General features: G+C 63.8%; 10 protein-coding genes and 1 pseudogene. 4 read left to right on the forward strand and 7 right to left on the reverse strand.

Annotated elements, in window-relative coordinates:
* Positions 1–11: 11 nt before the first annotated feature.
* On the reverse strand, positions 12–1,574 hold the full coding sequence (locus HGK27_RS22080; protein ID WP_206245006.1) for a PAS domain-containing sensor histidine kinase: 1,563 nt from the start codon (positions 1,572–1,574) through the stop codon (positions 12–14).
* A 383-nt stretch (positions 1,575–1,957) separates the two neighbouring features.
* Between HGK27_RS22080 and HGK27_RS22085 the strand changes: the two genes are divergently transcribed.
* Together HGK27_RS22085 and HGK27_RS22090 are read left to right on the forward strand one after the other, a co-directional pair.
* Positions 1,958–2,317, forward strand: a complete 360-nt coding sequence (locus HGK27_RS22085; RefSeq protein WP_206245008.1) for a nuclear transport factor 2 family protein — start codon at positions 1,958–1,960, stop codon at positions 2,315–2,317.
* Positions 2,318–2,486: 169 nt separating this feature from the next.
* A complete protein-coding gene (locus HGK27_RS22090; protein ID WP_241127739.1) occupies positions 2,487–3,131 on the forward strand; it encodes a response regulator transcription factor in 645 nt (214 codons plus the stop codon).
* A 68-nt stretch (positions 3,132–3,199) separates the two neighbouring features.
* Here HGK27_RS22090 and HGK27_RS22095 read toward each other — a convergent pair whose 3' ends face one another.
* From HGK27_RS22095 to HGK27_RS22110, 4 genes and pseudogenes are all read right to left on the reverse strand, one after another.
* Positions 3,200–4,258 (reverse strand): YeiH family protein, encoded by a 1,059-nt coding sequence (locus HGK27_RS22095; protein ID WP_206245011.1) that lies wholly within the window; start codon positions 4,256–4,258, stop codon positions 3,200–3,202.
* A 194-nt stretch (positions 4,259–4,452) separates the two neighbouring features.
* Positions 4,453–5,342, reverse strand: a pseudogene (locus tag HGK27_RS22100) (LysR substrate-binding domain-containing protein).
* A complete protein-coding gene (locus HGK27_RS22105) occupies positions 5,339–5,896 on the reverse strand; it encodes a cytochrome b (protein ID WP_206245013.1) in 558 nt (185 codons plus the stop codon). Before HGK27_RS22105 ends, HGK27_RS22100 begins: the two are co-directional and overlap by 4 nt.
* On the reverse strand, positions 5,893–6,969 hold the full coding sequence (locus HGK27_RS22110) for a catalase family peroxidase (protein ID WP_206245015.1): 1,077 nt from the start codon (positions 6,967–6,969) through the stop codon (positions 5,893–5,895). The genes HGK27_RS22105 and HGK27_RS22110 overlap by 4 nt, the downstream gene beginning before the upstream one ends.
* A 268-nt stretch (positions 6,970–7,237) precedes the next feature.
* Here HGK27_RS22110 and wrbA point away from each other — a divergent pair, with 268 nt between their 5' ends.
* Positions 7,238–7,837: an NAD(P)H:quinone oxidoreductase gene (wrbA, locus tag HGK27_RS22115; RefSeq protein WP_206245017.1), complete on the forward strand. Its 600-nt coding sequence runs from the start codon at positions 7,238–7,240 to the stop codon at positions 7,835–7,837.
* 239 nt (positions 7,838–8,076) lie between these two features.
* Here wrbA and HGK27_RS22120 read toward each other — a convergent pair whose 3' ends face one another.
* Positions 8,077–8,337, reverse strand: coding sequence for a hypothetical protein (locus tag HGK27_RS22120; RefSeq protein WP_206245018.1), 261 nt, complete (start codon positions 8,335–8,337; stop codon positions 8,077–8,079).
* A 272-nt stretch (positions 8,338–8,609) separates the two neighbouring features.
* Positions 8,610–11,426: a winged helix-turn-helix domain-containing protein gene (locus tag HGK27_RS22125; protein WP_206245023.1), complete on the reverse strand. Its 2,817-nt coding sequence runs from the start codon at positions 11,424–11,426 to the stop codon at positions 8,610–8,612.
* A gap of 509 nt (positions 11,427–11,935) precedes the next feature.
* On the opposite strand from HGK27_RS22125, the gene HGK27_RS22130 reads away from it, so the two are divergent.
* Entirely contained in the window at positions 11,936–12,778 is an 843-nt protein-coding gene (locus HGK27_RS22130; protein WP_407674694.1) for an alpha/beta fold hydrolase, read from the forward strand.
* The last annotated feature ends 108 nt before the right edge of the window (positions 12,779–12,886 follow it).

Below are 12,886 nucleotides of genomic sequence, written 5' to 3' on the forward strand. Positions count from 1 at the left end.
AGGCCAGGCTTTCAGGCAATCGGCAGCTCCACCCGAAACATCGTTCCGCCTGCCACGCCCGGCAAGGCGCGGATGCTGCCGCCATGCGCCTCCACGATGCTTTTCGACACCGAAAGCCCCATGCCCATGCCATCCTTCTTGGTGGTGAAGAAGGCTTCAAACAGCTGATCGGCATCGATATCACCCAACCCCGGGCCTGTGTCGATCACCGCGATGGCGATGCCCTTCTCCAGCCTTTGCGCCGTGACGGCAATGCTGCGCGTGCCGTCGGGTTGATCCTCCATGGCCTGCGCGGCATTGACGATCAGATTGATCAGCACCTGCTGCAGCTGAATGCGATCGCCCGCCATCGTTACTGACGGGCAGGCAAGATCGCTGGTGAGAGTCGCGCCAAGATTGGCGATCTGCCGGCGGGTGATGCTCACCGCCTCCAGGATCATCTCGTGGAGGGCGAAATTGGCGCGCTCACCGGCGCTTTTCACCGCCATCCTGCGGGTGCTGGCAATGATCTCGGACGCACGCTGGCCTTCGGCCACGATGCGCCGAATGGCAGACTTGGCTTCCTCGACATCCGGCATCGGGCGGTTGAGCCAGCGCAAGGCGGCATGGCCATTGGCCACCACGGCGCTCAGCGGCTGGTTCACCTCATGGGCAATCGAGGCCACCATCTCGCCCAGCATCGAGACGCGCGCGGCATGCACCAGTTCGGCCTGCACGCGCGCCAGCGCCTGCTCCTTGGCGACGCGCTCACTGATGTCGACCAGCCCCACGACCACCAGCACCTGCTCCTCGGGCCGCTTGGGAAAGGCGGCGCTGAGGATGACATCGAGCAGGCTGTCATCCCGGCGTGAGATGACCGTCTCCTCCTCATAACTCACCGCGCGGGCGAGATAATGGAGGAAGATGTTGTTCCACGCCCCCAGGCTGGCATCGGGGCACCAGCGCCCCAGCCTTGTGCCGATCGCTTCGCGCGGTGAGGCGCCCAGCATCTGGCTGGCCTTTTCGTTAAGCCCGACAATCGGGGTGATCTCAAGCGCGCGGCGCACCACGGAAAGATCGCCGGCGATATGGGTTTTCAGATCGTCCACCCTGCTTTCCAGCTCCTCGACCAGCGCGCGCACAGGCGTCAGGTCGATTTCGAGAAAGCCGACCACCGTGCCATCGAAGACGCTGTGAAAGCGGTGCTGCTCACGCGAGAGATCGAAGACCAGAATGTGGAAGCCCTCGAAGCCCCGCGCGCCCATGCGCGGCACATAGCGGATCGCCGCCTCGCGCCAGTTGCCGGACCAATGGGGAACCTCCGCCTCGAAGGAAATGCTTTCACCGGCAGCGACCCGTTCCAGATAAGGCCGCCGCGAGGCATAGGCCTCCTCCCCCAGAAACTCCCGCATATGCAGGCCCACCAACTCGCCGGGGCCGCGCCCATACCAGTCAATATGGTGATCGTTGGCGAAGCGGCAGATGTGGTCGGCATCGAAGAAGGAGATCAGCGCCGGCACCGCATCGGCCGTCGAAATGCCATAGTCGCGGGGCGGATGGTCCTGCGGTGGATGGGCGATCAGCAGATCATCCATGGCGCCTTGCTCCATGCGATCGTTCCGCTCGGCCCTTCCCCCACGCCTGATGGCTGATGTGCCGGGCGCGGAGGATGGCATCGACGACAGACCGCATGGCTCTCCATCCTGTATGCTGGAAACGAAAAATCCGACCCGATCAGCCGCAAGGTACTTATTTTACGCCCCGCTCGCAGGCGCAGCAATTACCGGGCCGGGGGATTGCTCCACCTCCCCATTCGGGGGAGCAGCAAAGAGCAGCCGCGCGGCCATCGCAATCAGACGAGCGTATAGTCCATCGCAACCGAAGTTGGGCAGACCGCTTGTCGGCAGACAGGTAAGCATCGGCAGGCAGATAGGCTCCTTCCACCGCGCCAATCTGGCGAAGCGATCAGGAAAAACCGATGTTCGATTACGATGCCCTTCTGCAGGCCAACGTCATGCAGGTCTTCAACGAGAGGAACCATAGCCTGCGTGAGGACGCCATGGCCCGGCTCTGGACCGATGCCCCCTCCATGATCGAGGCGGAGGAGGTCCTGATCGGTCGCCATGCCATTTCTCGCCATGTCGCTGCTCTGCATGAGCGCTTGCCGGCGGGAACCCGCTTCACGCCGCTGGCGCCTGCCATCGGGCACCATGATACGGCGATCCTGCGCTGGGCCGCGGCGATCCCCGGGCAGAACCCGCATGTGTTCGGCACCGATCTGGCCCTGATCAGGGATGGCCGGATCGACCAGCTCTATGTGTTCCTGGACAGGCGCTGACCGCGCGACAGCCTCTCACGCAGCCTCTATCCCGGGCCAGCCAGCACAATTTCCGTTCCCTTGACATCATCCATTCGTTTAGGTGACGACACCGCATCGAAGGATGATAAGCCATCCTTGATGACGCGCCCTCGGCGCGGCAACAGCGATGTCCAAAACCGGGGAACCCATGCAAAGCGCACCGTCAAAAACCGATCCTCAGGCTTTGCAGGCTGTGCATGTGATCGATGACGATCAGGCCCTGCGCGTCGCGCTCGACAGCCTGTTCCGCTCGGTCGGCTATGCGGTTCACACCTTTGGCAGCGCCGCGGATTTCATGGCCTCCGATCGCGTTGCGGCGGCGGGCTGCCTGGTGCTCGATATCCGGCTGCCCGGGATCAGCGGGCTGGATTTTCAGGCCAAGCTTGCCGATGCGGGCGTCACCATGCCGGTGATCCTGATGACCGGCCATGGCGATATTCCGATGACCGTGCGCGGCATGAAGGCCGGTGCGGTGGATTTCCTGCCAAAGCCCTTCCGTGAGCAGGACATGCTCGATGCCGTGGCCACTGCCATGGCTCAGGATCAGGCCGCCCGTCTGGAACGGGAAGGGTCGCAGGACCTGCGCAGCCGCTTCGAAACGCTGTCCACCCGCGAGCGGGAGGTCATGACTCGGGTCGCGACGGGCAAGATGAACAAGCAGATCGCCTTCGACCTGAGCCTGAGCGAGATCACGATCAAGATCCACCGGGGCAATGCCATGCGCAAGATGGGCGCGAAAACTCTCGCCGATTTCGTGAAGATGGCCGAAACGCTGAAGCTCACCGTTGAATGAACATGGTTTCGGGCTGGCTACCGTATGATGCAGCCAGCCCGAAACCATGTTGCCATCTGCATATCGGCTCATGCGATATGCAGCAGATGGATCAGGCCGAGGCTGATCGCCCCCAGCGTCAGCAGTGACAGCACCACCGCTGCCGTCACCCGTCCGCCCGCCGAGGCCACGCTGCGCACATCGACACCCAGCCCCAGAGCCGCCATCGACACCACCGTCAGGAAGGTCGCGACGCTGCCCGCCGGAGCAATCAACGCATGGGGCACCAGACGGAAGGAGCGCGCCGCCAGCAGCAGCAGGAAACCGACAATGAACCAGGGCACGAGATGGTGCAGCGCGGGGCGCTCTCCGGCGACCACATGAGGCGCAGCCTCGCCACCCTCCTCACGCAGGCGGGGTGACACCACCGAAAGCAGCAGACACACCGGCCCCAGCATCAGCACGCGCACCAGCTTGACCAGCGTGCCCATCTGCACGGCACTGGCGCCCATGGGTGCCGCCGCAGCCAGCACCTGAGGCACGGCATAGACCGTCAAGCCGGCCAGCGCGCCATATTGCAGCCCGTCGAGATGCAGCGCGATCCCCAGCAAGGGCAGGCCCAGCACCACAAGCACGCCCAGCACCGCCGTAAAGCCGATCGAGGCGGCGACATCATCGCCATCCGCGCCGATCACCGGAGCCACGGCGGCAATGGCCGAATTGCCGCAGATCGAGTTGCCGCAAGCCACCAGCAACGCCATGCGCGGCGAGAGATGCAGCAGGCGCCCGATCAGGAAGCTGGCACCGATGGCCATGATCACCACGCCGGCAATGCCCAGCAGCATCCATGGCCCCGCCGCCCAGATCGTTCTGGCGCTGACCGAAACACCGAGCAGCACCACGGCTGCCTCAAGCAGGAATTTGGCGCTGAAGGTGATGCCGGGAAACCAGCGGCTGTCCGGCGTCCAGAGCGAACGCAGCGTGGTGCCGATCAGAATGGCCAGCACCAGCGCTTCCAGCCAGGCGCGACCGAAAGCGAATTCCTCCACCCGCTGCGTCGCGAAAGCCGCGCCGGTGACAGCAAGGCAGAGGGCAAGGCCGGGAAAGAGACGCCTTGCCGCAGAGCGAAGAGGAAAGATCGAAGCCATGATATTCTCCTTGGGACAAGAAGCACATGGGCCTGCCGGCACTGCCCTTCCAACGGTGGTTTCCTATGGTTCCGATCACTCTGGACGATGGTTTCCCAAGGGTGCGGATGACCGCTGAAGGGCGTGCTGGCAGGCATGGCAAAAAGCGAATTGCCGCCGTTGAACCGATCAGGCTGGCAGATGACTGGCGCCTGTCAGATCATCCGATCGGCGGACCTGTCATGGCTGCGGATGACCTCCAGCAAGGCATCGGCCGCCTTGCTGCGATAGCGTTCCTTTTGCCGGATGCCGAAGAAATCGCGTTCGGGCAGATGGAAGGGAAACACATGCAGCGCATGCGTTTCCACCGCTGAAGACACCACCTGCGCGGAAAGCACACCATAGCCCACACCCGCCCGGACGGCGGCCAGCACCGCCTCGTTGGATGGCAGGGTCAGCACGATGTTGAGTGCGGCAGGATCGAGGCCGCGATCACGGATCGCCACCTCGAAGGTGGAGCGCGTGCCAGACCCTTCCTCGCGCATGATCCATGGCGCCCTGGCCAACCATTCATGGGTCACCGCAGCGACGGGCGCCTGCCCCACCATGACCATCCGGTCCTTTGCCAAGGGCCAATGCGCCAGAGCCGGATCGTCGATGGCGCCCTCGATAAAGCCCAGTTCCGCGTCGCCATCATGCACGGCGCGGGCCGCCCCTTCCGTGTTCGCGATGGCCACCGAGAGTTCGATGGCAGGATAACGCCGATGGAAGGCGGCCAGCCTTTCGGGCAACCAATAGCCCGCAATGGTCTGGCTGGCGACCAGCCGCAGGGTGCCGCGTTTCAGCCCGCCATATTCGGCAAGAGCGCGTTCCGCGCTGCCGGCCCGCGCCAGCACGGCGCGCGCTTCACCCAGAAACATGCGCCCCGCATCGGTCAGTTCGATCCCGCGACCAACACGGTTGAAAAGCTTGACATCATGCCGTGCCTCAAGCGTGGCGATGGCGCCGCTGGCAGCCGATTGCGTCACATGGAGCACGCTGGCGGCGCGGGTGACATGCTCACGCTCAGCCACTTGACGAAGATGCGCAATTGTTCGAGTGTCATGGGTCAGCCCTGCCTGCGCGGCGATGCCCGCTGGTCATGCTGCGCAGTACGCCATCGCGGCGGATCAGGCCGTGGAACAGTGCGGCGCTCAGATGCAGCAGCACCAAAGCGAAGAACAGCAGCGCGATTACCGTGTGGGCCCAGCGCAACAGCGCGTAGATCTGCAGATCATGCGGCAGGATCGGTGGCAGCACCAGGCCGCTCACCACCACTGGGTATCCACCCGCCGACAGCATCGCCCAACCGATCAGCGGCATGCCCACCATGCTGGCATAGAGCAGCACATGCGAAGCCTTGGCCACCAGCTTCTGTGCGGGAGCCAGGTCTTCCGGCAAGGGCGGTGCCCCCGTGGCCAGCCGCAACGGCAGGCGGATCAGCACCAGCACGAGAATGGCAATCCCCACCGGTCGGTGCAGCGCCAGCAGTGCCGGATAGAGCGGACCGGCGGTCGAAACCATGCCCACGCCGATAAACATCATCGCCAGCACCATCAGCGCCATCAGCCAATGGAGCAGTCGCAGCAGCGGATGGAAATCCTGAGGGTTGCGGCTCATTGGCCTTTCTCCTTGGCCAGATCCTGCCCGGCGGCGCTGGGATGGACGCCCTCCCCGGCCCTACGGTTGAAGGAGGAGGAATAGGTCTTGGACCGCGCCCCCAGCAGCGGATCATCCGACAGGCTGATGCCGGGCGGCAGGATGGTGGGATCAAAGTTGAGATCGCGGCAGGCGCCGTTCTCTTCCGGCTGCACGCTGGTGAGCGTCAGAACACCGGCATCCACGGTGCGGTGGGCGCCGGTCCAGGCGACAGTGGCCTTGTCCGTCACATCGCCCGGATTGGCGACCACCAGCTTCAGATGCCAGCGCGATGGCCCCTTGGCCGTGCGCGCGATCATCTCCTGAAACAGGGCATCGCGTGGCAAGGCGTCGAGATGCTTCTTGTCCAACCCGCTCAAAGGCGCTTCAGGGTCGAACTGCCAGCGCACGAAGCGGGTGGTGCCTGCCGCATCGGTGAAGCGGAAAGCGCTGATGCTGTAATAGGTCGCATTGGCGAAGCTGTCAGGCAGGATCGCTGCGGCGATATAGGTCTGGAACGCCTTGACCTCGGGATGCTGCGCCAGAAACGGCTTCATCGCGGCAGGGTCCGGCTTGCCGGTTTTGGGATCGGGCTTCGTCGCGCGCTGCAGCGCGATGAAGGAGGCGACATCGGCAACGGGGAAGATCGGCGTGTGATCCATCGCCATGCGCCATTCATGCCCGTCCGGCGTGCGAAGGCGCAAGGCCATCGCATGGAAGACATTGCGCCCATCGCCCGCCAGCGGATTGCCGCCCGCCAGCGAGAAACGCCCGATCACGGGATAGGTCCCTGCGCGCAGGGCCGAGGCCCTCGACAAGGCTGTTCCGTTTCCATTGGCCTCGAAGGAGCCGCTGAAACACAGGCCCTTGGCATGGGCACGGCGATAGCCGGGATGCAGGCCGCCATTGTCCTCCAGCGCTGCCGTCACATCGCCGCCGTTGATGCGGTGCGGGCCGATCAGCCCCCCGGCCCACGCCAGGCCAAGCGGAAGTGCCAGGGCGACAGCGCCAATCACGGCCAGCGCGCCAAAGGACATGGGTTTGGTGGGGGGCATGGGTTCTATCCTGTCAACTGCATCTTCCTGACGAATGACGACCGGCCAAGCGTCCGTCCATTATACGTCGAGATGTTGCTGCAGGATGCGAGAGACGCACAATTTTCCTGGCTTTTCAATCACGTCTTACGACAAACGGGCCCTGCTTGAACCGCCTTCGTTGCCCACCCTCATCCTCAGGTATGAGACCGCCATACGGCCGACCGATTTCATGCGCCCGAGGCGGCTGTCATGACCTTGTCCGCATCCCCCATGTCGGAGAAGACTGATGAGCAAAGTCCTGGTTCTCTATTATTCCAGCTACGGCCATATCGAAACCATGGCCCATGCCATTGCCGAGGGCGCCCGCGCCGCCGGTGCCAGCGTCGATGTGAAGCGCGTGCCCGAAACGGTGCCCGATGCCATCGCCCAATCGGCGCATTTCAAGCTGGATCAGGCGGCGCCCGTGGCCACCGTCGCCGAGCTGGCCGATTATGACGCGATCGTCATCGGCACGGGCACCCGTTTTGGCCGCATGTCGAGCCAGATGGCCGCCTTCCTCGATCAAGCCGGTGGCCTCTGGATGCGCGGCGCGCTAAACGGCAAGGTGGGCGCGGCCTTCACCTCGACCGGTTCGCAGCATGGCGGACAGGAGGTGACACTCTTCTCGATCATCACCAATTTGCTGCATTTCGGCATGACCATCGTCGGCCTGCCCTACAGCCATCAGGGGCAGATGAGCGTCGATGAGATCGTGGGCGGATCACCCTATGGCGCCACCACGGTCGCCGGGCCTGACGGTTCGCGCCAGCCCACGGCGATCGATCTGGAAGGCGCTCGCCATCAGGGCGAACTGGTCGCCAGAGTTGCGAACAAGATTTTCGGCTGACGCTGATCATCTGACTGCCATGTCGGAAGGCGGCACATCTAGCCCGCCAGACTTGCCCATCCTGCGCCGGAGCGTTGCCGAGTTCCTCCCCCGCTCTATCCTCCGGCGCATCTTTTCTTTCGCGCCGGGCTGGATTGGTCAGACTTCCAAAGCCACAAAACCGGCCCGGACAATGTCCGGACCGGCTTTGCTGTATGGCTGCGCCTTCAGGTTACCGCCAAAACGGCGACCTCATCGGCCTATCGCCGTCCGTTGCCTTGCAGCCCCTGCACATTGAGCGACTTGTTTTGCTCGGCTTCAATGGCGGCCCATTCCGCTTTCGTATGGCAAATACGCTTGGCCACGATCGAGCTTGTGTCATCGTCAAGCCGGCAGGTCCGCTTTTCCTTGACGGGAGCCGCGGTCGCCGCGGCGTCCGATGCCGCAGGCTTGGCATCCTGCGCCTGCACCGCAGGGCCCATTATCAAAAGGGACGCAGCGACGATCAATCCAGATTTCATTCAGCCTACTCCTGAATACACCCGATAAGGGTAACGACCTCAAGGATCGCAAAGGGGGGGGAAATAAAAGAAAATGCGCCAGGATTTTTGTGACATCTGCCGCCCGCACCCAAATTCATGGCGTGCAGATCTGTCTCGCCACAGCTATCCCGCTGCGAAGAGAGCATAGTTGCTTCCGCAGCCGAGTATATCGGTGTAAACGTCTGCTTTACGCCCTTTTATCCATGCTCCGATCGGACACTGTGGAGCATGCGGGCGCGCCCGGCTGTTCGTCAGCGGATCTTGAACTCTATCTCTTCAGCCAGACGCCTGATGTCCGACATGCCCGGCAGATCCTCATCGGCCGGGGCGGAAGCAAGGGTGGATCGCAGAACCGTCAAAGCCTCGTCATAGCGGCCGTGAGAGCATTCGAGCCGGGCCAGATCCATCACAGCGGGAATCTCGAAAGCCAAAGTCCGGTTTGCACGCGCCACCGCGATGGACTGCCGATAGAGAGCGGCCGCCATGTCCTCTTCTTGCGGCTTTCCCAAGGCAAGAGTGCCCCGCACGCGATGCACCTGCGCGGCGATGAAGGGATCACGGTCGCTCGTTCTGCGCGCCCAGGCATCGGCCAGCGCCGCCAGCGCGCCCTCCTCGTCGCCCAGCCGCCCCCGAACCTCCGCCAGAATCGTCAGGAAAATGCCGTCCAGCGAGGCCGAAGGCACGCTGGCCGCAAAATACTGCTCAAGCAGGTCTCTTGCATCGGCATAGCGCCCCTCAAGATAGGCCAGCCCGCCACGATAGGCGCTGGCGGTGATCGCCCAGAGCGCGAACTCACGCGCATGAGCCTCAAGCAGCGCGAGATAATGGCGCAATCTCTCCCGATCACCGCAAAGAATGGCCGAACTGCAGCCACCGAAGCACAGCACCTGAAACCGGTTCTGCGGCGAACCATTCTGCTCGGTGAGGCGCAAGGCCTCCTCGATCAGCGCCGTGCCACGACGTGCATGGCCCTGTATCCAGATCAATCCGCCCAGCTCGAAGAGGGCCAATGATCCCACATCCAGCCCCAGACGAATGCTGATCGGATCGGGCAGCGCAGGTGGCGGGCTGGCAAGGGTCGCTTCGAAACAGGCCATCGCCTGCTCCCAGTCCCCGGTCTGAACCTGCGCAATCGCCACAGCCACACTCGCGAAACCGAGCAAGGCATGATTGCCGGACATCTTCGCGCGGTCATGATAGGCGCGGGCAAAGCGGAGCGCCTCACCGCCCCTATGCCGGATCAGATTGAAATAGACGCCGTGGAACAGGTTGCGCATTTCCAGAATATCGTCGCCGATCTGGCTTGCGCTCTGCACGGCGGCCCCAACCAGCTCGATCAGCCGGTCATCCGCCGTGTTGTAAAGAACGCTGTAAGCCCGGCCCGTCAACACGGATGCCGCGAGAGGACCGTCCTGCGGCGCGGCGCCAAGCGCCTCTTCCGCCCGCCGCATCCAGCGGGCATGTTCATCATAGAGCCCGAGCGCCAGCCACAGGCTCTCGGCCGCCAGCGTCAGTTCGATCCCCAGAAGGCTTGCCTGACTGTCAGCGAAGATCCGCTCCAGAGCCGCATGGACATCGCGGGCAAAGGCGGCGGGGGCGTTATCCTCGCGCAGGACCGAAAGGATATTGGGCTCCCATGCCCGCAGCGTTTCCAGCACATATCGGGCATGCCTGCGCGAGAGGTCCGATCGCTCCTCCAGATCGGTCAGGCGACCTTCGGCAAAATACCGTGTCGTCTCCAGAAGCCGATACTGGGCCCCGCCCGAAAGAATTCGACTGGATAGCAGGGATTTTTGCGCCAGAGCGGCAATCGCCCTTGTCGCGGTCGCATTATCGATCTCACCATAGGCGATCACCTTCTGCGCTGCTGTCAGCGAGAAATCCCCGGCGAAGATGCTCAGGCGGCGCAAGGCCAGCGCCTCGATCTCCCCCAGCATATCGTAGCTCCAGGTGATCGTGGCATCGAGCGTGCGATGCCGTGCCGGACCGCCACGCCGCGCGGGGGCAAGGCCAGAGATGCGCTCATCCAGGCTTTGCCGGATCTGCTGCAGCGCCAGCGTGCCCGACAGGCTGGCCGCCAGTTCGATGGCGAGCGGAATGCCATCGAGACGCCGGCAAATGTCGGCGATCAACGCCACATCGCCCCTGTCGGCAAGCAGGCCGGCAAGCGGGCCAGCGCCAGCCGATGCCGCCGCGCGCATAAAAAGCGCAAAGCCGCCGAAGCCCATCGCCTGATCGAGCGGGCAGTCTGACTCAGGCACCGCCAGCCCATCGGCATGGAGAACGAACTCTCCGGGCAGCCGCAAGGCCTCGCGGCTGGTGGCCAGCACGCTGACGCCGGGCGCATTGGCGAGAATGGCCTCGGCAAGATGCGCCACCGGCTCGATCATGCGCTCGCAGCAATCCAGCACCATCAACACGCGGCGGGTGCGCAGACAGGCGAGGATATCGGCCTGACAATGGCTCTGAACCGGGCGCTGCAAGGCCGCCGCGACGGCGGCAAGCACATCGCCCTCCTCGACCGCTGCCCCCAGATCGACAAAGCAGATGCCATCGAGGAAATCGGGATCGACCCTGCGTGCGACCTCAAGCGCCAGGGTCGTCTTGCCAATGCCCCCGGGGCCGACGATCGACACCAGCCGATGCGAAGCAAGCCCCTGTTCCAGAGCGGAGATATCACGTTCGCGACCGATCGGTGACGTCAGATTGGCAGGCGCGTAAAAGCGCTCCGTAATCTGGGCGGGGCGGGAAAGCGGCGCGAGCCGGACATCGCCCTGAAAGCTGTATCCCAGCGACTGCTCTGTCACGATGTCCTTGCCGGAGGGGCCCAGCAGGCGACGGATGTTGCCGATCTGCACCCGCAGATTGGCCGCATCGACACTGATGCCGGGCCATGCCCGCTCGAACAGTTCCGATTTGGTGACGAGGCGTCCGGGGTTCTCGACCAGCAGCGCCAGTATCGCAAAGGCGCGATGCCCGACGGGGACATGGGCATGCCCCTGCCACAGCATCTTGCGCTCAAGATCGAGGGTGAAGTCTCCGAATGTGAATTCCGGTCCCTGCGGCATGCCCCCTGTCAAACCTTCCGGATGACGGAACGACTGCCCGGCGATGTGGAGCAGAAGCTGGCATCCAGGGCTGGATCACGGGCGGAAAGGGGCAGCATGGTGTCCACAAGGCTGAAGAAGACGTGATCTCTACCATGCCGCCCCTTCCCTTGCCCATTCCCCCGATCGAGGGAGTGAGAACACCCTCCTTCGGACATCGCCGCAGGGAGCGCAGTCGCACTGAAAACAGCCGCAAGCCAGCACGAGGGATGGTGATGCACAAACCTGCGTATAGTGTCCCGGCCTGCACAGTCGGGCTAGATTTCAGCGCATGGCAAGGGGCCCTGATGCGGTTGCCCCTTCCACCAGTCCAGCACACACAGACGGGAACGCGCATGTCACACTCAGCCTTCACCCTTTCACGGCGTCATGTCATCGTGAGCGGTGCGGTTGCTGCCACCGCGCCATGGCTTCCCACGGCAGCGCTCGCCAAGGCCTCATCCCACCCCACACCTCACGGAGATACGATCATGAGCAGCGGTTTTGTGAAAACTCAGGACGGCACCGAAATCTTCTACAAGGACTGGGGCCCCAGGGACGCCCAGCCCATCGTCTTCCATCACGGCTGGCCGCTCAGCTCGGACGATTGGGACACGCAGATGCTGTTCTTCCTCGGCCATGGCTACCGGGTGGTGGCGCATGATCGCCGTGGTCATGGCCGCTCCACGCAGGTCGATACCGGCCATGACATGGATCACTACGCCGCCGATGCCGCAGCGGTGGCCGAGCATCTCGACCTGCGCAATGCCGTCCATATCGGCCATTCGACCGGTGGTGGCGAGGTGGCCCGCTATGTCGCGAAGCATGGCCAGCCGCAGGGCCGCGTGGCCAAGGCGGTGCTGGTCAGCGCCGTGCCGCCGCTGATGCTCAAGACGCCCGCCAATCCCGGCGGCACCCCGCTGGAGGTCTTCGACGGCTTCCGCGCCGCTCTGGCCGCGAACCGCGCCGAATTCTTCCACGCCGTGGCCGCAGGGCCCTTCTATGGCTTCAACCGCCCGGGCGCGAAGGTCTCCCAGCCGGTGATCGACAATTGGTGGCGGCAGGGCATGATGGGCAGCGTCCTGGCCCATTATCAGGGCATCAAGGCCTTTTCCGAAACCGACCAGACCGAGGATCTCAAGGCCATCGGCGTGCCAACCTTGGTGATGCAGGGCGATGACGATCAGGTCGTGCCCTATACCGATGCGGCGCTGCTGCAGATCAAGCTGCTGAAGAATGGCACCTCGAAGATCTACAAGGGCTTTTCCCATGGCATGCTGACCGTGAATGCCGAGACGATCAATCCCGATCTGCTCGCTTTCGTGAAGGCCTGACCTCGCCCGGAAACGGGCGACAACACGGGGTGCGGGGCAGGATGACGTGCTGCAAGGCACGGCGATTGCCCCGCAGCCACAGATACCATGCATGGCCAGCCCGTCGCG

It is taken from the genome of Novosphingobium terrae (assembly GCF_017163935.1).
Lineage (GTDB): Bacteria > Pseudomonadota > Alphaproteobacteria > Sphingomonadales > Sphingomonadaceae > Novosphingobium > Novosphingobium terrae.

Coding starts and splice junctions, on each gene's coding strand:
- wrbA (WP_206245017.1), top strand. CDS start 7,238: ATGAGCAAAGTCCTGGTTCTCTATTATTCCAGCTACGGCCATATCGAA.
- HGK27_RS22095 (WP_206245011.1), bottom strand. CDS start 4,258: ATGGCTTCGATCTTTCCTCTTCGCTCTGCGGCAAGGCGTCTCTTTCCC.
- HGK27_RS22125 (WP_206245023.1), bottom strand. CDS start 11,426: ATGCCGCAGGGACCGGAATTCACATTCGGAGACTTCACCCTCGATCTT.
- HGK27_RS22120 (WP_206245018.1), bottom strand. CDS start 8,337: ATGAAATCTGGATTGATCGTCGCTGCGTCCCTTTTGATAATGGGCCCT.
- HGK27_RS22110 (WP_206245015.1), bottom strand. CDS start 6,969: ATGCCCCCCACCAAACCCATGTCCTTTGGCGCGCTGGCCGTGATTGGC.
- HGK27_RS22080 (WP_206245006.1), bottom strand. CDS start 1,574: ATGGATGATCTGCTGATCGCCCATCCACCGCAGGACCATCCGCCCCGC.
- HGK27_RS22085 (WP_206245008.1), top strand. CDS start 1,958: ATGTTCGATTACGATGCCCTTCTGCAGGCCAACGTCATGCAGGTCTTC.
- HGK27_RS22090 (WP_241127739.1), top strand. CDS start 2,487: ATGCAAAGCGCACCGTCAAAAACCGATCCTCAGGCTTTGCAGGCTGTG.
- HGK27_RS22105 (WP_206245013.1), bottom strand. CDS start 5,896: ATGAGCCGCAACCCTCAGGATTTCCATCCGCTGCTGCGACTGCTCCAT.
- HGK27_RS22130 (WP_407674694.1), top strand. CDS start 11,936: ATGAGCAGCGGTTTTGTGAAAACTCAGGACGGCACCGAAATCTTCTAC.